Raw genomic sequence first — 26,279 nt, 5'->3', positions numbered from 1 at the left:
TCAGCCGTGGTGCTGACCGCCGTCGTCGATGTAGGCGTCAGGGCCGGGGAAGAACAGGGACTCGTGGCCGTTGTCGGACCAACGGACCCGGTACGGCGGCGAGCCGTCCGGGTGCTCGACGGTCAGGACCTCTCCGTCTCGGACCGGGCCATCGACGGTCTGGCTGCGGACCACGATGCGGTCCCCAGGGTGTGCGTGCATGGTGACGCCTCCTTCGTGTCCAGATCAGGATCCAGCTCAGGATCCGACTCGGGGTCCAGCCTCCGCTTCGGTCGTGCTGACCGGCAGAGGCTTTGGTCCCTCACTGGCCAGGAGGCCGGCGAACCAGGCCGAGGCAAGCCGGGCAACCTCCTCGACGGTCCCGACCTCGTCGGGCCGGTGCCGGGCATCGGGAACGACGACCAGGCGACACGGACACCGCATGCTCGCCTTGGCCCGGTCGTTCAGGTCCAGCGCGACCGGGTTGGCGCTTGCGACGATGAGCAGCGTCGGGGCCTCAACCAGAGGCAGCCGCTCCCCGGCGCGCTCGGGGCATCCGTCGTGCGACACGACGGCGCCGACCCGGGTTCCGGGCTCAGCGGCCGCCCACAGCGCTGCGGCCGCGGCGGCCCCGGCTGCGAAGTAGCCGAGGAAGTGGTCGCGCCCGCACGAGCCTGTCTCCGGCTGGTCCGAGAGCCAACGACCGACCTGGTCCAGCCGGGCGCCCAGCAGCGCGGTCTCGAAGGCGGTGCGGGGCTCGGTCTCCTCGTCCGGCGCGAGCAGGTCGACCAGCAAGGTGCCCAGACCGGCACGACACAGCTGGTGCGCGACGTACTCGTCACTGGAGCTGTGCCCGCTGCTCCCGCCCCCGTGAGCGAACACCACGACTCCGGGGGCACCAGCGGGCACGCGCAGATGACCGCGCAGCACCACGCCACCCGCGAGGGGGATGTCGACCTCGGTGTCGACGCTCCCGACCTCGCTCGTCACCACGGCGGCTGGGCCGCCGTTGGCGGCCCTCACGTGGGGTCGTCCGGCAAGCTGCCCTTGCTGGCAGCGTGACCGTCCGCCTCATCGAGCTCGCGGTACTGCTCAGCACTGAGGTAGCGCCGCATGGCCGCAGCCACCGCTGCGGTGGATGATCCCGAGGGCCGCGAGGCCACGGCGTCGCGCGCCTCGCCGGCGGCTGCTGCCTTCTCGTACGTCGACATGTCACCCATGACGTCAACCTCCTGAGGCCGGCTTTCGAACAGCGTGGTGAGAGGTGACGAGGATCCTCAGCCGTTTGACACGGTGTGGGAGTCTTGGCCGGTGCCGGGTGCTGCCGGCGCGTGCTGCCAACTCTTGCCCTCAAGACGGATCCTCGTCGCCTCACTGCCAGCAAACCCCGGCGAGCTCGTGCGGCGAAGGGTCGAGCGGCCCTCGGCTGCGGGGAGTTGGTCCCGAGCGCACGGCGGAGGCGGCGGCTGTCGGGCCTCCTCGGGGGCATCGAGGACGTTCGACCCTGCCGCGTCGGCGTACGAGCGCGTTGTCTGGGGGCGTGAGCACCAGACGTCCGGCGTCGCGTGCCCTGCCTCCGGCGATGCGACCGCCCGTGCAACGCGCGAGCGCGGCCGACCGCGCCTTCATGGCGATGGACACCGGACCCGTGCCGGCTCAGTTCGGGGTCGTGCTCGAGCTCGACGGGCATCTCTCTCTCGCCCGGGCGAGAGAGGTCATCGCCGGCCGGGTCGGGTCGGTCCCGCGACTGCGCCAACGGTTGGTCTCCGCGCCCCTGGGGTGTGGCGGCCCCCTGTGGATCGACGATGCCGGGTTCGACATCGCCCACCACGTGCGCGAGGTCATCTGTCCCCCGCCCGGTGACGAGCAGCAGCTGATGGACGCAGCACTGGCTGAGGTCATGAGCCCGCTCGGTCGTGCGGCGCCGCTGTGGTCGGTGGTCCTGTTCACCGGGCTTCAAGACGACCGCAGCGCGCTGCTGGTCGTCGTGCACCACGCCCTGGCCGATGGAGTCGGTGGGCTCAGCATCCTCGCCAGCCTGGCCGACCCGGGAGGTCGGTCAGAGGACCGCACGTTCCCGCAAGCCGCGCCGGGTGTCCGCAGCCTGTTCGCGGACGCACTCGCCCGGAAGTGCCAGGCGGCGTCGGGTGTGGCCACCTCGTGGCGACTCCTCCGCTCGGCCATGAGTGCGGGTGGCGGGTTCCGCCCGGTGCCGATCACCCCGTGCTCGTTGATGCATCCCACCGGCCCCAGGCGTGGCGTGATCGTGGTGCGCACGCGGCGCGACGACGTCCGGGCGTTCGCACACCAGTACGGCGCGACGACCAACGACGCCGTGCTGGTCGCCGTCGCCGCTGCTCTGCGCCAGCTGCTCGAAGGACGAGGTGAGCGCCTCGACACCGTGGTCATCACCGTGCCGGTGTCCGGCCGGAACGCAGAGCAGGCTCCTGCCCTGGGCAACATGGTCAGTCCGCTCCTCGTGCCGGTTCCCACGGCGGGAGCGATCAGCGAGCGGCTGGCTCGCGTCGCCGAGACGGTCCGGGCGGGCAAGGCCTCGGCTTCCGGACCGCCGCCCATCGCCGTTCTCGGCTGGCTGTTCCGGCCGCTGGCCCGGCTGGGCGGCTTCCGCTGGTACATGAGCCACCAGCACCGCTTCCACACGCTCGTCAGCCACCTGCGCGGACCCGACCAGCCACTGGGGTTCGGCGGGCTGCGGATCGCAGCCGCCGTGCCGCTGGGGGTCGGTGAGGCGGGGAACTCGACACTCTCCTTCGAGGTCCTGACCTACAACGGGACGCTGAGCGTCAGTGCGATCCTCGATCCTGACCACGTTCCCGACGGCGACGAGCTGGGTACGGCACTCGACGACCAGTTCCGGCTGATGAGGCAGCGGCACCAGTCAGGTGGCCCGGATGTCGCGCCGGGCGAACACCGGTGCTGCGACGGCCACGACGACGACCGCGGCGAGCACCATCCACGCGTACCGGAACGGCAGGCCGCTGGCGATCGGCCCCTCTGACAAGGCCTGGTGGAACGGCGACCAGGCCAGCCAGCCGCTCAGGCTGTCGACCATCAGCCCGCCGACGTACAAGACGTAGGCGGCGACGGCAGCGACCGAGGGGACCCCCACGGCCAAGGAGCGCCTGCCCGTCATGGCCCCGACCGCCAGAGCCAGGAAGCCGTACTCGAGGCCGAGCAGCATCATCGAGAGGGCCCCGACGGCAGCGCCAGCGGGCGAGACCCCCATGGAGAAGAGTGCTGAGGCGATCAGGGTGCTCACACCCGCGACCGCGCCGAGGAGGCACAGGGCCGTGAGCAGGCCGGCCGCCTTCTCCAGCAGCAGGCGAGTCGTGGACACCGGTGTCACCAGCACCACCTCGAGCGTGCCTGACTCCTCCTCGCCCGCGACGAGACGCGCGCCGCGGGAGATCCCGAACACGAGGAACAAGATGGGCAGGACCAGGGTGTAGAGCTCGGCGTTCAAGAAGCCCGTTCCCGTGGTCATCGCCGCGAGGTTGAAGGCCTCCTTGAGGGCGTCGGGGTAGCCGGCCAGGAACTCGTCGAGGTTCGGCATGTCGCGCACCGACGGCCACAGGGCGCCCTCGACGACGACCAGTGCCGTCACGCCGATGCTCCAGGCGATCAAGGCGCGACGCTGGTCGCGCAAGGTCTTGGTGAACACGTAGGCAGTCACGCGAGTCGGTCCGTTCGCTCGTAGTAGGCGAGGAAGATCTCCTCGAGGTCGGGCTCGTGGGTCACGATCTGCTCGATCCCGTGGGGGGCGGCCACCGCCAGGAGCTTGGCCGTCGATCCCTCCACCGCCAGGTGCGCGGTCGACCCGGAGCTGGTGACCTCTCGAACGCCTGCGACGGAGGACAGCACCTCCAGCGGAGGCGCGCCGACGAACGTCAGGTCCATCCGCCGCACGGCCCTGTGCTTGAGGCGCTCCACGGACTCGACCACCACGAGACGCCCGTCGCGGATGATCCCCACGCGGTCGGCGACCGCCTCGACCTCCGAGAGGATGTGGGAGGACAAGAACACCGTGCCCCCCGCGTCCCGCACGTCTGCGAGCAGTCCCAGGAACTCCCGCTGGATGATCGGGTCCAGGCCGGTGGTCGGCTCGTCGAGGATGACGAGCTCGGGGTGGTGCATCAGCGCCTGGACGATGCCGACCTTCTGCCGGTTGCCGTGCGAGAGCACCCCGATGCGACGTCCCAGGTCGAGGTCCAGGCGCTTGGCCATCGTCACCACGACGTGCCACTCGACGCCACCGCGCAGGTTCGCCAGGTAGCGCAGGTACTGCTCACCGGACAGGTCGTCGTACCCGACGAAGTTGCCGGGGAGGTAGCCCAGCCGGGCCTGCATGAGGTCGCGTTGGCGGACCACGTCCAGGCCGAGGACCGCCGCCCTGCCAGCGGAAGGCTGCAGCAGGCCGGCGAGGATCCTGATCGTGGTTGTCTTTCCCGCGCCGTTGGGACCCAGGTAGCCGAAGATCTCACCAGCCGCGATGGACAGGTCGATCCCGTCGAGTGCCAGGTGGGGCCCGAACCGCTTGGTCAGACCCTGGGTCTCCACCACTGGGTGCATCGTCCGACCTTCCCTTGGTGCCGTCAGCTCCACTGTCGTACTCGACCCTGCTGAGCGGACGGGGCCTTGGCCACGAGGGCACGGGACGTTCGCCCTCAGCGACGGGCCAACACCTCGGCGAGTACGTCGGCCTCGTCGCTGATGACACCGGTGACGCCATAGCTCGTGACGGCGTCGAGGACGTGCGGGTCGTTGACCGGCCAGGTCAGCACCCGTTCGACGTGCCGGTGCAGGTCGGCGACGACGCCGGCGTCGAGCAGGGAGACGTGCACCGAGACCCCATAGGGCACCGGTCCGCTCGCCAGGCGTTGCAGCAGGCGCCGAAGCTCGCCGCGGTTGCGTGCGGACAGGACCGGGCGCACGTAGTCGAGGTCCTCGGCCAGTGCATCCACCGCCGGCCACCACCTACCGCAGGCCAGCAGTGGCCGGGCGTGGCCGACCTCGCGGAGAAGACGGGCGACCGCACGGCTGGTTCGCGGGTCACGACCCTTGAGGTCCAGCATGAACGTCGTCCCGTGACGGTCGGCTGCGAGCAGCTCGGCCAGGCCGAGTCGCGGTGCCGAGGCCGGCACCAGCTCCCACCGGTCCCACAAGAACGGCAACGGACCCGCAGTCTTGAGGTGACGAACCTCGAGGTCACCTCGGTGTCGGTGCACGTCGCACTCGATGATGTCGACGCCCAGCTCGTTGGCCGTCACCAGCCCGGCAAGGGAGTTTCCCGCACGGTGGGCGACCGCCAGGACGCTCATGTGGCCTCCGGCGACCCCGCACGCCGGCTGGTGCGTCTGCTCTCGAGCCACAGCGCGACCGCGTGCCCGATCAGCGCCAGGGCGATGCCGGCAACCACGTCGAGGATGTAGTGGTTGGCGGTCGCGACGACTGCCCAGGTCATCAACACGGGCATGAGCGCACCGATCGTCTTGACGCCGATCGTGGTGGCAGCGCCGAGGATGGCCAGCCCGACGAGCAGGTCCCAGCCCGCGTGCAGGCTCGGCATCGCGGCGTACTGGTTCACGAAGGCCGGTGGCTGGAGGTAGCGGTAGGCCTCTGAGCTCTCGGTGACGGTGTCGACGAGGCCGCGGTCGAAGAGCCGTGGAGGGGCGACGGGGTAGGAGACGAACACGATCATCCCCAGGAACCCGGACACCAGCATGGCGTCCCGCAGCCGCCGGAAGGCGTCGCGGTGCCGCCACACGAGCCAGGCCATGGTCGCCACGATGACGGGCCAGTGCCCCCACACGTAGACCCAGTTCGCCGCGGTGGCCAGCGTCTGCGATGACACGACAGGTGCCTGGACCGTCGCCTCCACGTCCAGGCCGAGCCACCGCTCCGCTCTGACGATCTCACTCGCATGGGCGTGGGCGACCTCGACCGACGCATCGGTGATGCCCCGGATCCGGAAGTAGACGAAGACCCCGCTGGCGACGAGAAGCACCTGGCCCAGCACCCAGCGCAGGCGCGACACAGTCACGGGGCTGGTGATCTCAGTGGCCAGTGCCATGTCGTCTCCCGGCGTCGTCCTCCCTACCGATCGTGCCGACGAAGCCGGCGCGGCACAGCGGTCGGAGGTCCCGACGTCACGGGACGATCGGGCTCAGCTTTCGAGGACGGGTCGCGCCTCACGCAGCAGGGAGTACGTCGTCGCGGACGGCGGTCCGGCCCAGAGCCCGACGGAAGAGCACCAGGCTGACGCCGCCGAGCGCCAGGGCCGGGACCCACGCCAGCGACGCCTTCAGGGCGACCGCCACGGCCGCGGCGTCCCACGGCACTCCGAGGGCGGCCAGCGCCACCACGAGAGCCGCGTCACGGGGGCTGGCCCCGTTGGGCCCGGGGATGGCGCCGGCGAGCTGGCTGGCGCCGAAGGCAGCCAGCGCGGCCCAGGGCGACAGGCTGTTCCCGGTCGCCGCCACCGTGCCGAGAAGCAGGCCCGCGATCGTGAGCTGGTAGCCGAGCGAGAGCACGAGTGCCTGGGCCAGCTGTCGCGGCCCGGGAAGCGGACGGCTCGGCAGCAACCCCGGGCGGAACCGGCGCACGACCAGGACCGTGAGGACCGCCGCCGCGCCGACCGCGGCGGCGACGAGCAGCATCCTGGTCGGCAGGGTCGTCCCGGCGAAGGCGACGAAGGCGATCAGGCCCAACGCCCCGACGAACCGGTCGGCCCCGACGCTCAGCACTGCGTCGGCGTGGCTGAGCCCGGTGCCGTGCAGACGCGTCACGCGCCAGACGTCCGCGCCGAGGTGACCAGGGGTGAGCAGTCCCAACAGCTCGGACTCGGCGTACGCACGCAGGTGCCAGCGCCGGCTCAGGCCCGCGCCCGTCAGGACCCGCCAACGCAGCGGACACAGGAGGTACTTGCCGATCACCCACGGCAGCAGACCGAGCAGCATCGGCCACACACTGACCGCGGGGATCGCGGGCAGCGTGACGAGGGGTACGGCAACGCTGACGGCGACGCCGCCGACCAGCACCGTCTTGGAGTACACGACGGCTCGGATGCGTGCACGCAGCCCCATCGTCTCTTCCTCCCGCGGGTTCGCTGGTTGGCGCGGCCCCCGCTCCGCCTACGAGTCAAGCAGTCCCGCGATGGAGGGCCGATGCCGGTCCGGCGGGTTCCCTGTCGTCACCCGCCGGACCTGGGTGGTGGTGCCGGCCCGGCTCTCTCTCCACTCACAGCACCAGCCTGCGCAACGGCGAGCGGGCCGCACAGTGGACAAGGTCCCGCGCCGTCGGGCACATCGCCCCCGTGGGGAAGCTCAGAGAGGCACGACCCAGGAGAGGGTGGTGCCCTCGTCCGCAGCCGAGGTGACGTCGAGCCGGCCACCGTGCTTGTGGGCGCGCTCTCGCATGTTGCCCAGACCGCTCTCGACGACCCGACCCGGGATCCCGCTGCCGTTGTCGCTGATGGTCAGGCTGACAGCGTCTCCCGCGGAGAGGAGCACCTCGACACTCGTGGCCTCGGCATGCCGGCTGGCGTTGGACAGCGCCTCACCGAGCACGGCGAGGAGGTCAGGAGCGACCTCTGCCGGGACGAGCGAGCGCACCGGACCCTCGAACCGGAGGACTGGCCGGAACTTCATCGTCGCGGCCGCCCGGTCCACCAGGCGGGTCACCTCCGCCTGGATGTCCTCCGAGTCCCCCAAGGACCCCAGCGCGAAGATGGTCCGGCGGATGTCCTTGATCGTGTCGTCCAGGTCGTCCACCGCCTGGCTGAGCCGCGCCCCGACGTCGGGATCAGCGATCCGGCGTCCGGCGCCCTGCAGGCTGAGGCCGACAGCGAAGAGGCGCTGGATGACCAGGTCGTGCAGGTCTCGCCCGATCCGTTCGCGGTCCTCGAAGACCGCCAGCCGCTGCTGGTCCCCGCGCGCCGTGGCCACCTGGATGGACAGGGCTGCCTGCTCGGCAAAGCTCGCCGGCATCGCCGGGTCCACGGCTGCGAACCGACTAGCGTGCTCGGGAAACCACGCGAGGGCCAGCACGCCCTCGATGCCCGAGCCGCTGCTCATCGGCACGAAGATGGCCGGACCCAGCTGGGGCCAGCCCAGAATCGGCGCCGGGTTCAGCGCCCCCGGATCCTGGCCCAGGTCGGGGACCGAGACCGGCTCTCGCGTGCGGACCACCGTGCTGGCCAGCGACCGGTCCAGTGGCAGGGCGCGCATCGCATCGATGTCGGTGTCGACGCCCGAGACCACCCGGAAGACCAGGCTTTCCGCGTCCGCCCCGGCGACGACCCAGGTCACATCGGCCCGAGCCACTTCGCGCGCTCGGTCGGCGACCGTCTGGAGTGCATCGCTCCCGGCCACGGGATCGTTGATCAGTGAGGTGATCTCAGCGGTCGCCGACAGCCACAACTGGCGTCGCTCCGCTTCTTCGTAGAGGCGGGCATTCTCGATCGCGACACCCGCGGCGGCCGCGAGAGCTACGACAATGGACTCGTCCTCGGTGGTGAAGTCACCCGGCCCCCGCTTCTCGGTGAGATAGAGGTTGCCGAACACGCGATCGCGGATGCGGACCGGCACGCCGAGGAACGAATTCATGGGTGGATGGTTCGCCGGGAAGCCGTAGGAGGCCGGATGGGCAGCGATCTCGTGCAGCCGGATGGGGCGCGGGTCGTCGATGAGAAGTCCCAGGAGGCCGTGCCCGGTCGGGAGGTCACCGATCTCGGAGACCTGGACGGGGGTCATCCCGTGGTGGACGAACGTGCGCAGCCGCCGGTCATGGCCGACGTCGAGAACTCCGAGCGCGGCGTACTGGGCGTCGACCAAGCTGCTGGCCACGGTCACGATGCGCGCCAGCACCCCGTCGAGTGACAGGTCGGCGGCCATCGTGACGACCGCGTCGAGGAGCAGACGGAGGCGTTCTTGCTCATCGATGGCGGAGTGGATCCGGTTGAGCACCTCACGCAGGAGCGTGTCGAAGTCAGCCTCGCGCAGGGCGGGGACCCTCGCGGACCCGCCGTACTCCTCCAGCTTCTCGTCCATGCCCCCCCCGCGCGACCGGCGTATCGACCGAGGCTCACGCTAGTCCCCGGACGTGAACGGGGGCGAAGCTCCCTCAGGAGTGCGGATGCTTGGCCGCGAAGATTGCCGCCTGGGTGCGGCTGCTGAGCCCGAGCTTGGCCAGCATGGAGGAGACGTAGTTCTTGACGGTCTTCTCGGCGAGGTACATGCGCTCGGCGATCTCCCGGTTGGTCAGGCCCTCGCCGATGAGGTCGAGGATGCGTTGTTCCTGCGTACTGAGCGCGTGGAGCTCCGGGTCCACGCGCGGTCCGTTGCGGAGACGGTCCAGAACTCTCGCGGTGACCGAGGGATCCAAGGTGGACTGGCCGGCGGCCACCCGGCGCACCGTGTCGACCAAGTCGCTGCCGCCGATCTGCTTAAGGATGTAGCCGGCTGCCCCGGCCATGATCGCGGCGAAGAGCGCGTCGTCGTCGTCGTACGACGTGAGGATCAGGCCCGCGATCGACGGGTCGACCGAGCGAATCTCCCGGCACACGTCGATGCCCGACCCGTCGGGGAGCCTGCCGTCGAGGATCGCGACGTGGGGCTTCAGCGCAGGAATGCGCTTGGCGGCCTCCTGGGCGAGCCCGGACTCCCCCACGACCTGGATGTCCCCCTCGCTCTCGAGGAGCTCCCTGATGCCGCGCCGCACGATCTCGTGGTCGTCGAGGAGGTAGACCCGGATCGGGTCTGGTTGTTCGGGCGTCATGTCGCGCTGCCTCCGACGTGTGCGGGCACGACCTCGACCGGGGCCGGGCTGGCCAGCAGCAACGCACGGACGGTCGCCCCGAGGTGGTCGAACGGACGACCCTCGTGAGCGCGCCGCACCACCACGAGGTCGGCCCCCTTGGCCGCGGCCGCGAGCACGGTTGCCGGATGGCCGTGCACCACGCGGGTCTCGATCGCCAGATAGGGGTACTGGTCGTGCCAGGGTCCCAAGGCCTCCTCGAGCAGCTTCTCCCCCAGCGCCTGCCACTCCTCTCCGTGGGTCCGGGCCTCGATGCGATCGAAGTAGGGATCGGGCAGCTGCCAGGCATGGACGACGGTGATGCTCGCATCCAGCGCCACCGCCTGCCGGTGGGCCTCCGCCATCACGTGGGACGCATCGTCCTTCCGGCGGATGCCGACCACGACGCTGCCGCCCCTCTCGGCCCTCTCCCGTGGCTGCCAGTCGCCCGGTACGACGACGACGGCGCAGCGCGCGTTCGCCGCGACCCCTGCCGTCGTGGCACCCGTGAGCAGTCGCTCCAAGCCGTGGACCGTCTCCCGGCCCACCACGACCAGCTGCGCATCGGCCGAGCCGGCCACGATGGCGCGGACGCGTCCTCCGTGGGCGAGCGACGTGGAGACGATCAGCTCGGGGGCCAGGCCGCGCACCTGGTCGGCGGCCCGGCTGATGACTGCTCGGGCGTAGGGCTCGAGGTCGACCGACTCCATGGGCCGCAGCGGCGGCACGGGGATCGGCACCGGCATGACGTGCAGCACCCGCAGGCCGGTCTCGTGCATCTGTGCCTGCTGGACGGCGTAGCGAAGAGCGCCGTCGCTGGCCGTCGTGCCGTCAGTCGCGAGGACGACCGGAGCGGTGGTGGGGGTCGCGGTCATGGCCTTCCAGCTTTCGTGTGGGAGCTCGTCGATCCCTTCCAGGCTGCGCCGACGAGATAGGGGACGGCAGAGCAATGCGGCCGTGGGCAGGCAGGACCTTCGTCCTGCGGTCACCTCGCGAGGTGACCGGACTCCTCGAGCACGAGATCGCCCGCGGACAGCCGGGCGAGGTCCGTGGGCACGACCTCCACCGGGGCGCGGCAGGCCAGCAACAGAGCGCGGACCGTGCCTCCGAGGTGGTCGAACGGACGGTGCTCATGGGCCCGCCGCACCAGCACCAGGTCAGCGGCCTCGGCGGCGGCGGCAAGCACCGGCGCGGGGTGTCCACGCACCACTCGCGTCTCGAGGGGGACGTCACTGTGCTGGTGGCGCCAGGCGGCGAGGGCGCGGTCCAGCAGCCGTTGGCCTCGAACCTGCCCGTTCTCGACGTGCGAGCCACCCTCGAAGCCGTCGATGACAGGATCGGGAAGCTCCCACGCGTGCACGACCGTGATCGCGGCACCATGCAGCGCCCACCAGTCGTGCGCCACGGTCATCAGGTCCGCGGCGTCTGCGTCGGTCCGGATCCCCACGAGGACGGTGCCGCCGGGCTCCGTGCCGTCCTTGGCCTCCCAGCTGCCCGGCACGACCACCACCGGGCACCGGGCGCGCGAGGCCACCCCTGCCGTGGTGGTTCCGGTCAGCACGCGCTCTGCTCCTGTCCGGGTCTCGCGTCCCACCACGACCAGCTGCGCATCGCTTGCAGCGTCCGTGATGGCACCGACCCGGGCTCCGTGGGCGAGCAGCGTGCTGAGGACCAGCCCGGGTGCAAGGGACCGGGCCTCTTCGACGGTGCGCTCGAGAACATGTCCGCCGTGGGCGCTGAGCTCCGACGGGATCGACGGGAGGACTCCGGGGGTCGGGCGGATCGGGACCGTCGCAGTGACCATCGGACACACGTGGACGATCCTCAGCCCGGTCCGCCGGGCGACGGCCTCCTGCACGGCGTAGCGGAGCGCGCCGGCACTGGAAGCGGTGCCGTCGGCGGCGAGGACGACAGGGGCGGGTGGTGGTCGTGTCATCGTCATGGCGCTGGTCCGTTCTGAGAGTGCCGCGAGCCTCCAGGCTGCGGCGACAGGGCCTACGGCGACAGGGCACGACGGCTTCCCGTGCTGGGACCTTGGGCCCGGCGAGCCGCGAAGCTACTCGATCCGCCGGAGTTGACGGGGGGTCCCGGGACCAGGTTCGTCGGTGGCCGCGAGCCTGAGCCGGACGTCGACGAGGGAACAGCCGTCTGGACCCACGATCACCGGGTTGAGGTCGAGCTCGGCGATCTCGGGAACGTCCACGGCCAACCGGCCGAGGTCCACCACGAGCTGTTCGAGGTGTGCCACGTCAGCGACCGGGGCTCCCCTGAAGCCCTGCAGCAGCGGCCACAGCCGCAGACCTCGCAGCGCGCGCCGAGCGTCAGCCAGGGAGACAGGAGGGAGCAGGAAGACCCTGTCGTCCCACACATCGGTGGCCACTCCGCCGGCTGCCACCATGAGCAACGGTCCCATGCTGGGGTCCCGGACGACGCCCATGGCGACCTCGACACCGACCCGCATGGGCTGCACGAGCACGTCCGGCCGACCGGGCCCCTCCATCTGGTCCTCGAAGGACCGCACAGCCAGCACGACGGCACTCGTCGAGCCGAGGCCGGTCCGGACCAGACGCCGTTCGGTCTTGTGCTCCCCGCCGGCCCCGGCGACCTTGACCGCCACGGGGAAGCCGATCCGCGCTGCCTCCTGCGCCGCTGCTTCGGCGCCGGTCACGACGCGCCCGACCACCCGCAGTCCGTAGCCCTCGAGGAGCCGCGTGGCCTCCGACACCGGGAGCCAGCGGCCCTCCGGGGGTGCGGCCCGGAGCATCGAGCGGGACCACTGCCGGGCCGCCAGCGCCTGGCTGTGGTCGCTCTCCGGCGGCGCGGCTGCAGGAACCTCACGCCACGCCGCGTAGCTGACTGCCCGGCCGATGGCGCGGACCGCGGCGCCCGTCGAGCCGTACGTCGTCAGGCCGGCGGGGTGCCCGACGTCCAGGCCCCCCAACGCCACCAGCACCACGGGGATGGCCGGGTAGCGGGACCGGACCTCGGCCAGCCGCTCGACGATGGCGTCGCTGTCGGTCACTCCGGTGGCGACCACCACGGCGACGAGGACGTCGACCTCGCCCGAGGACAGCACGGCACCGAGGATCTCCCCCATCTGGTCTGGTGTCACCGCTGCCCCGGCATCGATCGGGTTCGTGGTGGCGGAGGTGCCGTGGACCAGACCGGCCAGCCGATCGCACACCGCACCGGAGAGCTCGGGCACCACCAGGTCGAAGCCTTCGGCGGCGTCGGAGACGAGGATCCCCATCCCGCCTGCGTTGCTCAGCACCCCGAGGCGCGGCCCTGCCGGCAGCGGTTGCTGGGTCAACATCAGTGCCGCCTCGGCCAGGTCGTCGGCGTCGACGCATGCGATGACGCCAGCCTGGGCGAACAACGCCCGCACCGCCACATCCGATGAGGCTGCCGCCGCCGTGTGCGACGCGCCGCCGCGTCGTCCCGACGCGGAGCGTCCGCCGACGGCGGCGAGCACCGGCTTGCGCTCGGAGAAACGGCGAGCGAACCGGGCGAACTTGCGGGCATTGCCGAACGACTCGAGGTAGAGCGCCGCCGCGGTGACCCCGGGATCGTCGTACCAGGCCGCGAGCAGGTCGTTGCTCGAGACGTCGGCGGTGTTGCCGAGGGACACGAAGCTGCGGACGCCGAGGCCCAGCTCACGGGCGCGGTCCAGGAGCACGATGCCGACACCACCTGACTGACTGGCGATCGCCAGACCACCCGGGGGCGGCGGCTGCTGGGCATTGAAGGTGGCGTTGAGCCGGACGTCAGGGTCGTTGGCCAGCACCCCCAGGCAGTTGGGCCCCACCAGCCTGATCCCGTGGGTCCGAGCCAGCACCGAGAGCTCGCGCTGGAGCGCCCTGCCCCGTTGGCCCAGCTCCCCGAACCCCGAGCTGATCACCACCGCCGCGCGTACGCCAGCACTGGCAGCGTCCTCAAGAGCCGATGCCGAGGCCTCGGCCGGCACGGCGATGACCGCTAGGTCGACCGGGTCGGGCAGGTCGCCGAACGTCGGGTAGGCATCCACCCCGGACACCTGGGTCAGCCGAGGATGCACGACGGCCACCTGCCCGGCGTAGCCGTTGGCAGTAATGGACCTGAGGATGGCCGCACCGACACCACTCCCGTCGCTGCGCACCCCTGCCACGGCGACCGATCGCGGGCCGAGCAAGGGAGCCAGGGACTTCGACTCTGCCTGGAACTCCCTGCGGTCGGCCGCGTCCTGGACCTCGGGAGTCGTCGTCACCCGCAGGTTCACCGACATCACGCCGCGATCGGGGTGCTGTGTCAGCTCGTACCCGGCGTTCTGCAGGACTTCCAGCATCGGGTGGTTCTCCACGAGCACCTCGGCCTCCACCCGATGCAGGCCCCGGTCGCGAACGAGTGCGAACAGGTGCTCCAGGAGCAGCGTCCCGAGACCTTGCCCGTGGTGGGCATCGGAGACCAGAAGCGCGATCTCGACCGCGTCCTCACTGACCGGCTCGGCGGTCGCGAGGCCCACCAGGCGGCCCTCGGTCTCGGCGACGAGGGCGAGCGTCTCAGGGTCTGCCAGCACGTGGTTGACGTAGCTGTGGGCGGCGGGCCTCGACACGTTGAAGAAGCGCATCCGCAGGGCCTCCTCGGAAGCCTCGTCGTGCAGGGTGTGCAGGGCCGGCCCGTCATCCGGTGTCAGGCGCCGGATCACACCGAGCCTGCCGTCGGCGAGCACGACGTCCGCCGGTCCCGGCAACGGGAGCATCCGGGAGGGCGAGTCGTCCGCTGGCGCAGGGGCTGAGGTCGACATGGTCCGATGCTCGGCCGACCTCGCGTGGCCCAGCAGGGTCATAGGTCCCGGCGCCGCTGGGACCGGAGACCGTTGCTCGTCCCTCGGCCCAGGACGATCCTCGAGAGATGGACTCACACGTCGAGGGCATCGTGACGACCGCACATCGATCCGGAAGCATCGTCGTCGGCGTCGACGGGTCCGAGCACGCCGACCGAGCCCTGGTGTGGGCCGCCGCACAGGCCGCGCTCGAGCACCGGCCGCTGACGCTGATGCACGCGTTCGACCCCGTCGGCAGGTTGTTCGTGGGCGCCTTGGAACTCGAGGGCGACAACCGCAGCGAGCTCGTCCACGCCTTGCGGAGGGCCGCGAGGATCATCTTGGACGAGGCCGTCGAGCTCGTGCAGAGGATCGGGCCCGACCTCGAGGTGCACCACGAGCTGGTCGAAGCCGATCCGCGTCAGGCGCTCGTCGACGCGTCCAGGACCGCTCATCTGCTGGTCCTGGGCTCACGCGGACGCGGTCCGCTGCGCGGGATGTTGCTGGGCTCGGTCAGCGTGGCGGTCTCCCAGCTCGCGGCGTGCCCGACGATCGTGTGTCGTCCACGGCGCGAGGACCCCGACACCCACCGAGTGGTCGTCGGCGCCGACGGCTCACCGGCCTCGAGGCCGGTGATCGAGTTCGCCTTCGCAGAAGCCTCCCGCCGAGGTGTCCCGCTGACCGTCATGCACTGCTTCTGGGACATCGTCGCAACGCAGTCGCCCTCCACCGCAAGTGAGGCGTCCGCCGACGAGCGCCTGCTGCTGGCCGAGTCCGTGGCCGGGTTCAGGGAGTCCTACCCCGACGTGGAGGTCCACCTCGAGCTGGCGAGCGGGCTCATCGACCAGGTGCTGGTCGACGCCGCCCCCACCGCAGACCTCCTGGTGGTCGGCCGGCGGCACAAGAACGCCGTCGCCAGGTTCTTGCACGCCTCGATGGCAGCCGCCGTACTCGAGCGTTCCGCCGGCACCGTCGCCGTGGTCCCCGAGGCCGAGTACTGAGTCCGCATGGCCTCAGTCGAGAAGGACGCGCTCGCCCTCGCGCGGCACGATCGCGCACAGTCCGAGCTCCGCCTCGAGGCGCCGGGCCAGCGCCGCGCCGGCCGTGGCCTCACCGTGCACGACGTAGACGGTGTGCGGAGGTCGCTGGGCCGAGGCGACCCAGGCGACGAGCTCGTCGGCGTCGGCATGCACGGAGAAGTCCGGTACCTGCACGACCTCCGCCCGCACCGGCACGTAGCGTCCGTACATCTTCAGGTGCCGCGCCCCGTCGAGGAGCTGACGACCGCGCGTGCCCTCGGCCTGGTACCCAGTGAGGACCACGCTGTTGCGATGGTCGGCCACCTGGTGGGCCAGGTGGTGCACGATGCGGCCTCCGGTGGCCATGCCCGATGCCGACACGATGATGCACGGGTACTCCGGCTCGTTCAGCTCTCGTGACGCGGTCGCGTCTCGGACGGCGTGGAGGTCGAGGTGGTCGATGGCGTCCAGCACCTCGGTGGACTCGCCTCGCAGCTGTGGCGACGGGCGGCGGGCTGCTCGCCGGTACACGTCGAGGGTCGCCAGTGCCATGGGGCTGTCGACGTAGACGGGGACGCGCGGTATCTGTCCTAGATCCGAGAGTCGCTGGAGCTCGAGCAACACCAGCTCGGTGCGGTCCACCGCGAACGCCGGCACCAGCACCGTGCCGCCCCGGGCGATCGTGCGGCGTACGGCGCCGGCCAGCACGTCGGGGTCCGGCACCGGGTGCGTGCGGTCGCCGTAGGTGGACTCGACGACCAAGGAGCCCACAGGAGGCGGTGGCGCGGGCGGTAGGAGGAGGGGATGCCCGGGGCGGCCCAGGTCTCCGCTGAACGCCACTCGCCGCGAACCGGACTCGAGCAGGGCGACGGCCGAGCCGAGAATGTGGCCCGCAGGCAGCAACGTCGCCGCCACGCCATCGCCGAGGGACACCCGGTCCCCGAACTCGACCGGTTCGAACAGTCCCAGGGTCGCCTCGACGTCACCGCTGTCGTACAAGGGCAGCGCCGGACGGTGCTTCGACCAGCCACCCTCGTTGGCCCACCTGGCGTCCTCCTCCTGGATGTGCGCACTGTCGCGCAGCACGATCGCGGCGAGGTCTGCGGTGTCCCGGGTGCTGACGATGCGCCCGGTGAAGCCCTCCTTGACGAGTCGTGGCAGGAAGCCACAGTGGTCGAGGTGGGCATGGGTCAGCACGACCGCGTCCAAGCCGGCGGGCGAGACCGGGAACGGCGTCCAGTTCCGGCGGCGCAGGGAGGCGACGCCCTGGTAGAGCCCGGCGTCGACCAGGACACGGCTCGCGCCCGACTCGACGAGGAAGCGGCTGCCCGTCACGGTCCCGGCAGCGCCGAGGAAGGTCAGTGTCGGAGCCGGGGTGATGTGGTCGCGCTCGATGTCCCCGTGCGTGTGCCCGTCCACGTCGGTCTGCACGTCGGGGTAGGTGTCGCTCGCCATGTCGCCATCCCGTCACGAGTCGTCAGCAGGTGTGGCCCGCCTCCACCGTGATCCACCCGGCGCCGCGGCAGCAGGGCCGTAGGTCCCTGCCGGCCCCGACCTTCGCCCTCTGGCCCGGTCGGCAACGGGAGGCGACCGTGGTGACATGACGACCACGTCAGCGTCCGCGGGCGCGCCGGGGACGACGGGGTCGACCACGGACTCCCCCGGGCTGACCACCACTGACGTGCACCTGCGCCTGGAGCGCGACGGTCCCAACTCCCTCCCCGAGCCCGCTCACGAGAGTGCCTGGGCGATGTTCGCCCGGCAGCTGACCCACCTGCTGGCGCTCTTGCTGTGGGTCGGTGCGGGTCTGGCTCTGCTGGCCGGGATGCCCGAGCTGTCCGCTGCCATCGTCGTCATCGTCCTGCTCAACGCCCTGTTCGCGTTCGCCCAGGACTACCGCGCCGACCGCTCGACACAGGAGCTTCGGGCCTTGCTGCCGGCGATGACCCGCGTGGTGCGCAACGGCGCGGAGTCCGACGTACCCGTTGCGGACCTGGTCGTGGACGACGTGGTGCTGCTGACCGGCGGCGACCGCATCGCCGCTGACATGCTGCTCGTGGAGGCGGGCAGGTTCGCCGTGGACGAGTCGATGGTCACGGGCGAGAGCGGGGCGGTCGCCCGCGGAGTCGGCCAGCCGGTGCTCGCGGGCACGTTCGTGATGTCGGGCGAGGCCCGCGCCGTGGTGTCGGCGACGGGACCGCGGACGACCATCGCCTCGATCGCGTCGATGACCTCGCACGCCGAGCGTCACACCAGCCCGCTGACCCTGCAGCTCAACAGGGTGGTGCGGGTGATCGCGCTGATCGCGGCCCTGACCGGCGTGATGCTCGGCATCGCCTCGCTCCTGCTCGGTCTGCCCCCGGCCGAGTCCTTCCTCTTCGGGGTGGGCGTCTCGGTCGCGCTGGTGCCGGAGGGGCTGCTGCCGACCGTGACCCTGTCGCTGGCGCACGGAGCGCAGCTGATGGCCAGGCAGCACGCCCTCGTGCGCCGGCTCGACGCCGTCGAGACGCTCGGGGCGACCACCTTCATCTGCACGGACAAGACGGGCACCCTCACGCAGAACCGGATGAGCGTGGTCGAGGTCGTGACGCCTTCAGGGATCGTGACGGTGCACGGACGGGGCTACGACCCCGTCGGCACCGTGGCCGGCGACCCGGAGGCCCGGCTCCTGGCTCCCCACGTCGCCGCGACCGCCCTGGCGTGCGTCTCCGGGCGCACCGTGCAGCGTCCTGACGGCTGGACCGTCGACGGGGACCCGATGGACGCCGCCGTGCACTGTCTCTCACTGCGACTCGGCGTGCCGGCACCCAGGACCCGACCGGAGCGGGTCCCCTACACCGCCGAACGCCTGATGAGCAGCGCTCTCGTCGGCGACCGGGTCGCCGTCCTCGGTGCTCCCGAGGCGGTGCTGGCGCGCTGTGCCCCCACGACACCGTTGGTCCACGACCGGCTGCTGGCCCTCACCGACACGGGACGGCGGGTGCTCGCCGTCGCCACGCGGACCTGGTCGGGACCGGCGGGCGAGGAGATGGAGCACGACCTGGAGTTCCTCGGCCTGCTGGCCCTGCAGGATCCTCCGCGCCCCGATGTCTCGAAGTCCCTCCACCTGTGCCGCAAGGCGGGCATCCGCGTGGCGATGCTCACCGGTGACCACCCTCGCACGGCCAAGGCCATCGCCGAGGAGGTCGGCCTGCTGGGCCCGCTCGGCCAGGTGCTCGACGGCGGCTCGCTCCCGGACGACGACGCCACGCTGGCCGACCTCCTGGACAACGACCACGGCGCGGTCGTGGCCCGGGTGACTCCCGCCGGCAAGCTCCGCATCGCCCGGGAACTGCGCGCGAGGGGCTACGTGGTGGCGATGACGGGCGACGGCGTGAACGACGCACCTGCTCTGCGGGAGTCCGACGTGGGGGTCGCGATGGGCGCGAGCGGCAGCGACGTGGCCCGGGAGTCGGCCGACCTCGTCCTCCTCGACGACCACTTCGCCACCATCGTGCGCGCCATCGAGCAGGGCAGGGCGACCTTCCAGAACGTCCGGCGCTTCTTGACCTACCACCTCACCGACAACGTCGCCGAGCTTGCGCCCTTCGCCCTGTGGGCCCTCACGGGCGGCTCCTTCCCTCTCGCGATCGGTGTGCTCCAGGTGCTGGCCCTCGACATCGGCACCGACATGCTGCCCGCGCTGGCCCTGGGTCGAGAGCCGCCCCGGCGCGGTCTCATGGACGGGTTGCGTCGCCGGGTCCTGGTCGACCGTGCTCTGCTCGCGCGCTCGTTCGGTCTGCTCGGCGCGACCGAGGCGGCCATGTCCTTGGGTGCGTTCGCCGTCGTCCTGCTGCACGGGGGCTGGCACTGGGGCACGACCCCCGAGCCGGGCCTGCTCGCCGTTGCGTCCGGCACGGCCTTCGCCGCCATCGCCCTGGGTCAGATGGCCAACGCCTTCGCCTGCCGGAGCACCAGCAGGTTCGTCTGGAACATCCCTGTGCGGGACAACCTGTGGGTCCTGGCCGCCGTCGCAGCCGAGCTGGTCCTGCTCCTCGCGTTCGTGGGGATCCCCTGGCTGGCCGACCTTCTCGGAGGGTCCTGGCCGAGCACCCTCGGCTGGCTGGCCGCGCTGGCCTCACCCGTCGCAGTGATCGCCGTGGACAGCATCTCCAAGCGCCGGACGAGGCGATGACCAAGGTCCTGGTCGGTGATGACGGCTGCCTCTCACCACCACGTCGATTCGGCAGCACGCTGGCACCGATCGGCGAGCGCCGGTCGTCGTACGCACAGGAGGTGCCAGTGTCATGACTGCCCCGGAATCGCTGCAGGAACCGCGCGCGATGGTCGTGTTCGAGTCGATGTTCGGCAACACCGAGCGCGTGGCCCGGGCCGTCGCCCGTGCCCTGGAGGCTGCTGGCGTCCCCACCCGGGTCAGCGAGGTCTCGGCGACGCCCGCCGAGCTCCCCTCCTCGGTCGAGCTGCTCGTCGTGGGCGCGCCCACGCACGCCTTCTCGCTGAGCAGGCCGAAGACCAGGATCGAGGCCGTGCGACAGGGCGCCGACGACTCCAAGGTCTCGATCGGGATGCGCGAGTGGCTGGAGACCGTGTGCCCGCCTGCGGACCGGTCGGTACACGTCGCGGTGTACGACACGCGCGCCAAGAAGGTACGTCGACTGCCCGCCGCCGCTGGACCGAGCGCGGCACGCCTGGCCCGGCATCGTGGGTTCTCCCCGGTCGAGCGGCCGGTCGCGTTCCTGGTCGACGACCTGCAGGGACCACTCGCCGAAGGCGAGATCGACCGCGCCACCTCGTGGGGCGAGACCCTGGTGGCCCGGCTGGGCACGCTCTCACGCTGAGGCGTGCCTACTTCTGGTGCTTGGTGGCGAAGATCGCTGCCTGGGTGCGGCTGCTCAGGCCGAGCTTGGCCAGCATCGAGGAGACGTAGTTCTTCACCGTCTTCTCGGCGAGGTACATGTGCTCGCCTATCTGGCGGTTGGTCATGCCCTCACCGATCAGGTCGAGGATCCGCTGCTCCTGGGCGGTGAGCCGCTCGAGCTCCTTGTCGACCGGAGGACCGTTGCGGACCCGGTCGAGGACGGCCGCGGTGACCGACGGGTCCAGCGTCGACTGGCCGGCAGCCACCCGGCGCACGGTGTCGACGAGGTCGTTGCCACGCACCTGCTTCAACGTGTAGCCGGCGGCGCCCGCCATGATCGCTGCGAAGAGCGCCTCGTCGTCGTCGTAGGACGTCAGGATCAGCGCCTTGATCTGTGGGTCGCGTGAGCGGATCTCGCGGCAGACGTCGATGCCCGACCCGTCCGGCAGCCTCGCGTCGAGGATGGCGACGTCCGGTCGCAGGGCCGGGATCCGCCTGGCAGCCTCGTCGGCCAGCCCCGACTCGCCCACCACGACGATGTCGGGCTCGCCCTCCAGCAGCTCCTTGATGCCACGGCGCACGATCTCGTGGTCGTCGAGCAGGAAGACCCGGATCCGATCATCAGCCGAGGGCGTCGAGGGCTCCGTGCTGTCGTCGGTCACGGCGTCAGCCTAACCCCGGAAGATCGACCCCCGCCGCAAGGACCTTGGGCCCTGCCGCCGCTGCCATCGAGCCGGGCAGCGTGATGCCAACGACGATGAGAGGAGCCTCCGATGTTGGTACGAGAGGTCATGAGCAACCAAGCCATCACGGTGCAGCTCGGCAGCACGGTGAAGTCCGCCCTGTCCGTGCTGGCGAGTGCCGGGATCACCTCGATGCCGGTCGTGAGCGCCAGCGGCAAGCTGCGCGGCATCGTCAGCGAGGCAGACCTCATCCGCGACGCAGTGAGCACCGACGCACGGCTGCACGAGATCCCGCGGGAGACCGTCCTGATCGACCGGCACCAGTACGTCGACGACGTCATGACGACGCACGTCCTCACGGTCGGCCCCGACAGCGACCTCGCCGAGGCGGTCGAGCTGATGACCTCCACCGGCGTCAAGAGCCTGCCCGTGGTGACGGCCAACGGCAGGGTGCTGGGCGTGGTCAGCCGCAGCGACGTGGTCCACATGCTGGCGCGCGCCGACCACGACCTCGAGCGGGACGTCGACGCCGCCTTGGCCTCCGTGGGTCTGCGCGACTGGCTCGTCGAGGTCGACGACGGCGTCGTCGAGCTCGTGGCCCCGGCCCGGGCGGTCGATGACCGCGGCCTGGCCCGTGCCGCCGCTGGCACGGTTCCTGGGGTGGTGCGGGTCCACATCTCCTCGGCCGGTTGAGTGTCGCAGACCTCACAACTCGGGACTTCTGCCCCTACGGACATCCATGGGATGACCCGCACCCTGAACCACATCGGGAAATCCGAGGAACCTACAGAGACGAGACGACACCCATGAACGAGCGCGTCATCAGGCCCTACGCGTCGCCCGGCGCCGAAGGCGATGCGGACGTCATCGACCTGGCCGGCATCCGCGTCCCGGCCCAGATGCTGCGTCGTCTCGTGTCGCTCGCCATCCGAGCACCCAGCGTGCACAACACCCAGCCGTGGCTGTGGCGGATCCACCCGGACGGCCTCGACCTCCACGCCGACGAGTCGCGCCGGCTCACCGCCGCCGACCCGACGGGTCGCAACCTCGTCATCAGCTGTGGGGCAGCGCTGCACCACCTCCGGGTCGTGGCCCACGCCTCCGGCCTGCTCGCCGACGTCGATCGCTTTGCCGATCCCGACGACCCCACGCTCCTGGCCCGGGTGCGGTTCACGCCCGCGCCGCCACCCCGCACTGCGGCGGCCGACCTGCGCGCCGTCCAGGAGCGCTGCACGGACCGACGCCGCTTCACCTCGTGGCCCGTGCCCCATGGACGCCTGAACCTCCTGGCGCAGGCGGTGGAGCGAGACGGCGGTTACGCCGTCCCGATCAGCGACGTGACCGACCGCTTCCGGGTCGACCTCCTGGCCGCACGGGCACACCGGTTGCAGGAGCGCGACGCCGCGATCACCGCCGAGGTCCAGCAGTGGACCCACCGCAACGCCTATGACGGGCTACCGGCCGACCACCTTCCCGCGCGTGCCCCGGTGCCGGACAAGATCCCCAGCCGGTTCGACGAGGGCCTGCTGCCTGACGACGGTCAGGAGGTGGAGAGCGGCGACGGCGTGATCGTGATCTGCGGCGACGACGACTCGAGGGCCTCCTGGCTGCGCGCCGGGGAGTCGCTCAGCGCCCTGTGGCTGACCGCCGTGAAGGACGGCCTCTCGGTCGTACCGCTGAGCCAGGTGATCGAGGTGCCCGAGACCCGTGAGGCCTTGCAGCACCAAGTGCTCGGCGACCTCGCGGTCGCGTTGCTGCTCGTGCGGATCGGCTGGCAGCCCATCAGCCGAGGCCAGCTGGCACCCACCCCTCGCCGTCCCCTGGACGACGTACTGATGGCATGAGCAGGACCCTTCCTCGACGTCCTGCCCGATGGGGCACTTGGTCACTCACCCACAGGCCCTCGGCCCGTACCGGCCGCACCCGCGCCGACGACACATTGGGGGCAGGCGGACCCGACCGGCCCGAGGGTCAACTCCCGGGGCGCTAGCGCGTCAGGTCCCGATCGAGGGAGCAGTCATGAACAGCCAGACCCACCAAGGTCCTCCTACCGGTGCGGTCGTCGTGGGCATCGCCCCCGACGGATCCGACGCGGCGCTGACCTTCGCCGCGGACGAGGCCTGCCGCACCCACCGTCCCTTGCATGTGGTGCACGTCCTCCAGATCTCCGGAGCCGAGGCGTTCGCCGGCGTCCTGCTCGGTGCCTACGAGGCAGCCGATGCGACCCTGGCACAGGGGCTGACGAGGGCTCGCGAGCTCGTCGACGGACAGGTTCCCGTCACCGGCGAGCGGGTCGACGACGGCTGGCTCGTCGCGGACCTCGTCGACCGCGCGACCCGGGGCTCGATGCTGGTGCTGCAGCACCGTCGTCAGAGCCCGCTCCGTCGTGCGGTGACGGGGTCGATCGTCGCCGGCGTCGCGGGGCGGTGCCCCGTCCCCGTCGTCTCGGTGCCCGAAGGCTGGCAACCAGGCACCGCGGACGCCGTGGTCACCGTCGGCGTCCAAGACATCGAGGAGGCCGGGCCTCTCATCCGCCGAGGCCTTCTCGAGGCCCGCGCCCGTGACGGCCGGGTCGAGGTGCTGAGCGCCTGGCACCTCGAGGGCGGCTACGACTCAGTGGTCGCTGACCAGACGTTCCGCTCCGAGCGGGAGAGCCGCATGAGCCACGTGCTGGCGCCCGCGCTCGCGGCCGCGTGCCGCGAGGTACCCGACGTACCCGCGCGGTTGAGGATCGAGCACGACCTGCCCGTCGAGGCCCTGCTGGCCGGTGGCCGGTCGTCGCAGCTCCTCGTGATCGGCCGTCGCCACCACCTCCTCCCGCTGGGCAGCCACCTCGGACCCGTGGCCCGCGCCGTGCTCCAGCACAGTGAGGCACCTGTCCTGCTCAACCCGGAGAGCCCGCGTGAGGTCTCCGTCGCGGTGGATGACGCGGCGACGGCTCCCCTCACCGCGCAGCCTGCCTGGTAGCCGGGACCTACGACCCGGTGGAGCGGTGACGATCGCCCCTGACCCCGGCGCGCCAGTGGCGCGAGCCTGGAAGGCAGGAAGGCAATGCACGAACACAGAAAGCGAGGTCATTGCCATGACCGTCACCCACCGGCACGCGGCCACCTTCACCGCGTCGCCCGTTACCGACAACCACACCGTCACGAACTTCGGCCGTCAGGCCTTGGCGGTCTTGCGCATCGCCTTCGGTCTGACGTTCCTGTGGGCCTTCGTCGACAAGCTGCTGGCCCTCGGCTACCACACCGGCTACGGCCAAGACGGCACCCTGGACCGCTTCGGCGACGCCGCCTGGATCAACGGCGGAAGCCCAACCGAGGGCTTCCTCAAGTTCGGCGCCGACGGCCCGTTCAAGGGCTTCTACAACAACATCGCCGGCGCTGCCTGGGCCGACTGGCTCTTCATGCTCGGCCTGCTCGGCATCGGCCTGGCTCTCACGCTGGGCATCGGCATGCGGCTCGCAGCCTCCGCCGGGGTCCTGCTCTACGTGCTGATGTGGTCGGTCGTCCTGCCTCCCGAGAACAACCCGGTCCTCGACGAGCACATCCTCGGCGCGATCAGCCTCGTCGTCCTGGCAGCCTTCTCCGCCGGCGACACCTGGGGCCTCGGCAAGCTCTGGACCAAGACCCATCTGGTCAAGAACAACCCTGTCCTCCGGTAGTCACCGGACGACACCCGCGACCCCCGGACGCTCTGGCGATCCGGGGGTCCTGCGTCGTCAGCACGCCCATGAAGCGGGACATCGTCCCTGGGCGGACGAGACCTTCGCCCCTGTCTGCACGCCAACCGGCAAACGAGCCTGGGAGCATGAACTCGGCGCAGCAAACCATCACCAGGACGGTCCGCCGACCGCAGGCGTCCGACCCGTTCCCGTCGCTGCCGCTACACCTGGCCAGCGTGCTCGCGGCGGTCACCATCGTGACCTGCTCGGCGAACCTGCTCGTCCCCGACCTGCTGAGCGGGACGTCAGTGATGAACGGATCTGCGAAGGGCACCTCGCTTGTCGCGCTCCTCGTCGCGGTGCCGCTCCTCGTCCTCTCGGTGCAGCGGGCCTGGTCGGGCTCGGCGCGTGCGCTCGCCGTCACGGCCGGTGTCGCCGCCTACCTCGTCTACAACAGCGTGCTGTTCGTGTTCGCGACCCCGTTCAACCAGGCCTTCTTGGCCTACGTCGCGATGCTGGGGTTGGCAGTGGCCAGCCTGGTCGGGCTGGGCTTCACCCTGTGGAGCCGGGTGGACGAGCTGGTGAGCGACGTGCCCTGGTGGGTCCCGACGTACGCGTGGCTGGTCGTCTTGCTCAACGGCGCCGCGTGGCTGGCGCGCGTCATCCCCGCGACGTACGACGAGGACCCCACGGGCTGGCTCGCCGGCACCGGGCTGCCGACCAACCCGGTGATCGCCCAGGACCTGGCCCTCTGGCTTCCGGCGATGGCGTGGCTGGGCTGGGGCGTCTGGAAAGGGCGCGCACCCGCGGCCACGCTGGCCTCGGCCGGCCTGGTGTTCTGGGTGGTCGAGGCCGTCGGAGTCGCCGTGGACCAGTGGTGGGGTCACCACGCGGACCCGATGTCGTCGTGGGCGTCCTCCGGCGCGGTCCCGATGTTCCTGGTCCTGGCCGTGGTGGGCCTGCTGCCCGCTGTCCGACTGCTGAAGGCGGTCCCCGGCCGCACGCTCCCCCTTGCACCTGGCCCACGAAAGTGAGGAACTGCCATGAACAACGACGACCGATGGTTCCAGGGACACCTCAAGGACCTTGACCCGGCCGAGTGCTGGGAGCTGCTCGCCGCGAGCGAGGTGGGCCGCATCGCCTATGTCGATGACCACGGCCCTCTCGCTCTGCCCGTCACGTTCCGCGCGAGCGACGGCTCGGTCCTGTTCCGGGTCTCCGCGTACTCACAGCTCGCCCGGCACCTGCCCGGTGCAGATGCGGCACTCGAGGTCGACGACTTCGACTACTTCACCCGAACGGGCTGGAGCGTGCTGCTACGTGGCCGTGTCGAGTCCGTCGACAGCGACGCGCTACCGCCTGAGCAAGACCGGCCCACGCCCTGGCCCGAGGGCTTGCGCAGCCTCTACCTGCGGCTCGTCGTCGACACGGTGAGCGGCCGACGGCTGCTCGAGGCGTGATTGGT

The 26,279-nt window shown here is 71.1% G+C and carries 25 protein-coding genes; 10 read left to right on the top strand and 15 right to left on the bottom strand.

All coding sequences use genetic code 11. The annotated features are described in order from the left end of the window. The 3 genes from ISU10_RS05320 to ISU10_RS05310 are packed head-to-tail and all read right to left on the bottom strand — an operon-like array spanning position 1 to position 1,199. Entirely contained in the window at positions 1–201 is a 201-nt protein-coding gene (locus tag ISU10_RS05320; protein WP_194695335.1) for a DUF1918 domain-containing protein, read from the bottom strand. A 36-nt stretch (positions 202–237) separates the two neighbouring features. Beyond that, positions 238–1,002: a dienelactone hydrolase family protein gene (locus ISU10_RS05315; RefSeq protein WP_194695334.1), complete on the bottom strand. Its 765-nt coding sequence runs from the start codon at positions 1,000–1,002 to the stop codon at positions 238–240. After that, on the bottom strand, positions 999–1,199 hold the full coding sequence (locus ISU10_RS05310; protein ID WP_228499636.1) for a hypothetical protein: 201 nt from the start codon (positions 1,197–1,199) through the stop codon (positions 999–1,001). The genes ISU10_RS05315 and ISU10_RS05310 overlap by 4 nt, the downstream gene beginning before the upstream one ends. Positions 1,200–1,519: 320 nt before the next feature. On the opposite strand from ISU10_RS05310, the gene ISU10_RS05305 reads away from it, so the two are divergent. Next, positions 1,520–2,998, top strand: a complete 1,479-nt coding sequence (locus ISU10_RS05305; protein WP_194695333.1) for a wax ester/triacylglycerol synthase domain-containing protein — start codon at positions 1,520–1,522, stop codon at positions 2,996–2,998. Here ISU10_RS05305 and ISU10_RS05300 read toward each other — a convergent pair. The 10 genes from ISU10_RS05300 to ISU10_RS05255 all read right to left on the bottom strand — a co-directional run bounded on the left by ISU10_RS05300 (position 2,879) and on the right by ISU10_RS05255 (position 14,572). Next, the gene (locus ISU10_RS05300; RefSeq protein WP_194695332.1) at positions 2,879–3,673 is read right to left on the bottom strand and encodes an ABC transporter permease; all 795 of its coding nucleotides are present in this window, start codon (positions 3,671–3,673) and stop codon (positions 2,879–2,881) included. The two genes, ISU10_RS05305 and ISU10_RS05300, sit on opposite strands and share 120 nt — an antisense overlap. Next, positions 3,670–4,569 (bottom strand): ABC transporter ATP-binding protein, encoded by a 900-nt coding sequence (locus ISU10_RS05295; RefSeq protein WP_194695331.1) that lies wholly within the window; start codon positions 4,567–4,569, stop codon positions 3,670–3,672. The genes ISU10_RS05300 and ISU10_RS05295 overlap by 4 nt, the downstream gene beginning before the upstream one ends. A 95-nt stretch (positions 4,570–4,664) precedes the next feature. Then, entirely contained in the window at positions 4,665–5,318 is a 654-nt protein-coding gene (locus ISU10_RS05290) for a glycerophosphodiester phosphodiesterase (protein ID WP_194695330.1), read from the bottom strand. Then, on the bottom strand, positions 5,315–6,070 hold the full coding sequence (locus tag ISU10_RS05285; protein WP_194695329.1) for a phosphatase PAP2 family protein: 756 nt from the start codon (positions 6,068–6,070) through the stop codon (positions 5,315–5,317). Before ISU10_RS05285 ends, ISU10_RS05290 begins: the two co-directional genes overlap by 4 nt. Before the next feature lie 118 nt (positions 6,071–6,188). After that, positions 6,189–7,082: a lysylphosphatidylglycerol synthase domain-containing protein gene (locus ISU10_RS05280; protein WP_194695328.1), complete on the bottom strand. Its 894-nt coding sequence runs from the start codon at positions 7,080–7,082 to the stop codon at positions 6,189–6,191. A 240-nt stretch (positions 7,083–7,322) separates the two neighbouring features. Beyond that, the gene (locus tag ISU10_RS23775) at positions 7,323–9,047 is read right to left on the bottom strand and encodes a GAF domain-containing sensor histidine kinase (protein ID WP_194695327.1); all 1,725 of its coding nucleotides are present in this window, start codon (positions 9,045–9,047) and stop codon (positions 7,323–7,325) included. A 73-nt stretch (positions 9,048–9,120) separates the two neighbouring features. Beyond that, complete coding sequence (locus ISU10_RS05270; RefSeq protein WP_194695326.1) at positions 9,121–9,774, bottom strand: response regulator; 654 nt, start codon at positions 9,772–9,774, stop codon at positions 9,121–9,123. Beyond that, entirely contained in the window at positions 9,771–10,667 is an 897-nt protein-coding gene (locus ISU10_RS05265; RefSeq protein ID WP_194695325.1) for a universal stress protein, read from the bottom strand. The genes ISU10_RS05270 and ISU10_RS05265 overlap by 4 nt, the downstream gene beginning before the upstream one ends. Before the next feature lie 110 nt (positions 10,668–10,777). Then, positions 10,778–11,734, bottom strand: a complete 957-nt coding sequence (locus ISU10_RS05260) for a universal stress protein (protein WP_194695324.1) — start codon at positions 11,732–11,734, stop codon at positions 10,778–10,780. A gap of 114 nt (positions 11,735–11,848) precedes the next feature. Then, the gene (locus ISU10_RS05255) at positions 11,849–14,572 is read right to left on the bottom strand and encodes a bifunctional acetate--CoA ligase family protein/GNAT family N-acetyltransferase (RefSeq protein WP_194695323.1); all 2,724 of its coding nucleotides are present in this window, start codon (positions 14,570–14,572) and stop codon (positions 11,849–11,851) included. 107 nt (positions 14,573–14,679) lie between these two features. Between ISU10_RS05255 and ISU10_RS05250 the strand changes: the two genes are divergently transcribed. Continuing rightward, positions 14,680–15,591 (top strand): universal stress protein, encoded by a 912-nt coding sequence (locus tag ISU10_RS05250; protein ID WP_194695322.1) that lies wholly within the window; start codon positions 14,680–14,682, stop codon positions 15,589–15,591. 12 nt (positions 15,592–15,603) lie between these two features. Here the strand turns inward: ISU10_RS05250 and ISU10_RS05245 are convergent, their stop codons facing one another. Continuing rightward, a complete protein-coding gene (locus ISU10_RS05245) occupies positions 15,604–17,064 on the bottom strand; it encodes an MBL fold metallo-hydrolase RNA specificity domain-containing protein (protein WP_194695321.1) in 1,461 nt (486 codons plus the stop codon). A gap of 145 nt (positions 17,065–17,209) precedes the next feature. Between ISU10_RS05245 and ISU10_RS05240 the strand changes: the two genes are divergently transcribed. Next, a complete protein-coding gene (locus ISU10_RS05240; protein ID WP_194695320.1) occupies positions 17,210–19,783 on the top strand; it encodes a cation-translocating P-type ATPase in 2,574 nt (857 codons plus the stop codon). Positions 19,784–19,895: 112 nt separating this feature from the next. Beyond that, a complete protein-coding gene (locus ISU10_RS05235) occupies positions 19,896–20,447 on the top strand; it encodes a flavodoxin family protein (protein ID WP_194695319.1) in 552 nt (183 codons plus the stop codon). Between the two features lie 7 nt (positions 20,448–20,454). Here the strand turns inward: ISU10_RS05235 and ISU10_RS05230 are convergent, their stop codons facing one another. Further along, positions 20,455–21,129, bottom strand: coding sequence for a response regulator (locus ISU10_RS05230; RefSeq protein ID WP_370864774.1), 675 nt, complete (start codon positions 21,127–21,129; stop codon positions 20,455–20,457). A 129-nt stretch (positions 21,130–21,258) separates the two neighbouring features. On the opposite strand from ISU10_RS05230, the gene ISU10_RS05225 reads away from it, so the two are divergent. The 6 genes from ISU10_RS05225 (at position 21,259) to ISU10_RS05200 (ending at position 26,274) form a co-directional block, all read left to right on the top strand. Then, positions 21,259–21,843 carry a CBS domain-containing protein gene (locus tag ISU10_RS05225; RefSeq protein WP_194695318.1) on the top strand — a complete coding sequence of 195 codons (585 nt, stop codon included), beginning with the start codon at positions 21,259–21,261 and terminating at the stop codon, positions 21,841–21,843. A gap of 113 nt (positions 21,844–21,956) precedes the next feature. Then, the gene (locus ISU10_RS05220; RefSeq protein WP_194695317.1) at positions 21,957–22,994 is read left to right on the top strand and encodes an Acg family FMN-binding oxidoreductase; all 1,038 of its coding nucleotides are present in this window, start codon (positions 21,957–21,959) and stop codon (positions 22,992–22,994) included. Positions 22,995–23,169: 175 nt separating this feature from the next. Further along, complete coding sequence (locus ISU10_RS05215; protein WP_194695316.1) at positions 23,170–24,117, top strand: universal stress protein; 948 nt, start codon at positions 23,170–23,172, stop codon at positions 24,115–24,117. A 115-nt stretch (positions 24,118–24,232) separates the two neighbouring features. Further along, positions 24,233–24,814 carry a DoxX family membrane protein gene (locus tag ISU10_RS05210; protein ID WP_194695315.1) on the top strand — a complete coding sequence of 194 codons (582 nt, stop codon included), beginning with the start codon at positions 24,233–24,235 and terminating at the stop codon, positions 24,812–24,814. Positions 24,815–24,960: 146 nt separating this feature from the next. Then, positions 24,961–25,848: a hypothetical protein gene (locus ISU10_RS05205; protein WP_194695314.1), complete on the top strand. Its 888-nt coding sequence runs from the start codon at positions 24,961–24,963 to the stop codon at positions 25,846–25,848. A 9-nt stretch (positions 25,849–25,857) separates the two neighbouring features. Beyond that, entirely contained in the window at positions 25,858–26,274 is a 417-nt protein-coding gene (locus ISU10_RS05200) for a pyridoxamine 5'-phosphate oxidase family protein (protein ID WP_194695313.1), read from the top strand. Positions 26,275–26,279 lie beyond the last annotated feature (5 nt).

The organism is Nocardioides agariphilus, assembly GCF_015352445.1.
Taxonomy (GTDB): Bacteria; Actinomycetota; Actinomycetes; order Propionibacteriales; family Nocardioidaceae; genus Nocardioides; species Nocardioides agariphilus.
Note: the sequence above shows the minus strand (reverse complement) of the source record. Positions and strands in the feature narration are given on the sequence as shown.